The sequence below is a fragment of the Bartonella sp. AA2SXKL genome, assembly GCF_042197205.1.
GTDB lineage: Bacteria > Pseudomonadota > Alphaproteobacteria > Rhizobiales > Rhizobiaceae > Bartonella.
In genome coordinates this window covers 1-636 of sequence record NZ_JBHIRN010000217.1, presented here as the reverse complement: position 1 = coordinate 636, position 636 = coordinate 1, and the positions used below count along the sequence as shown (strand labels likewise).

1 protein-coding gene is annotated in these 636 nt (G+C 36.8%); it reads right to left on the bottom strand.

Annotated elements, in window-relative coordinates; translation table 11 throughout:
* Nucleotides 1–22: 22 nt before the first annotated feature.
* On the bottom strand, nucleotides 23–636 hold a 614-nt coding region (locus ACFINS_RS10795; RefSeq protein WP_375706272.1), incomplete at its 5' end, for a Na+/H+ antiporter NhaA.

Genomic DNA, 636 nt, shown 5'->3' with positions numbered 1-636 from the left:
GAAAGTAGGTTTTCGTTTGTTTTTATTGAGAACTATGAGACGCTTTTTTATTGCGTTTGATATAAATGAGGCCATATCCAAGCCCGATAAGAGCAGATAAACCAGATCCACAAAGAACACCAATTTTTGCAGAATCAAGCAGAACAATATCTTTAAAAGCAAGCATTGAAACAAAGATAGACATTGTAAAGCCAATTCCTGATAAAAATCCAATCAGTAAAATACCGGTCCATGCCATTTGAGGAGGAAGACGACATAGTCCTGATTTTACGGCTAGATAACTAGCAGTGATAATACCAAGAGGTTTACCAATAAAGAGACCAATTACAACACCAAGAACAATCAAGAAAGATTTATCAGAAGAAAGATCAAAATTTGCAAAACTAACACCAGCATTTGCAAAAGCGAAAATTGGCATCACACCATATGCGACCCATGGATGCAATGCTTTTTGAATACGTGTTACTGGCGCAATTATATCACGTTGTCCTTTACGCATTTTTTTCAGTGCAGTTGAGATATGATGCAGGTCTGTTTTTGTATTTTTTTCTTGAAGAATTTGCATAGCGTTGCTCAGTATTGTAAGCGGAGCTATAAGCGTACGAGTCGGAAGAACTGGAGTCATCATACCTAAAA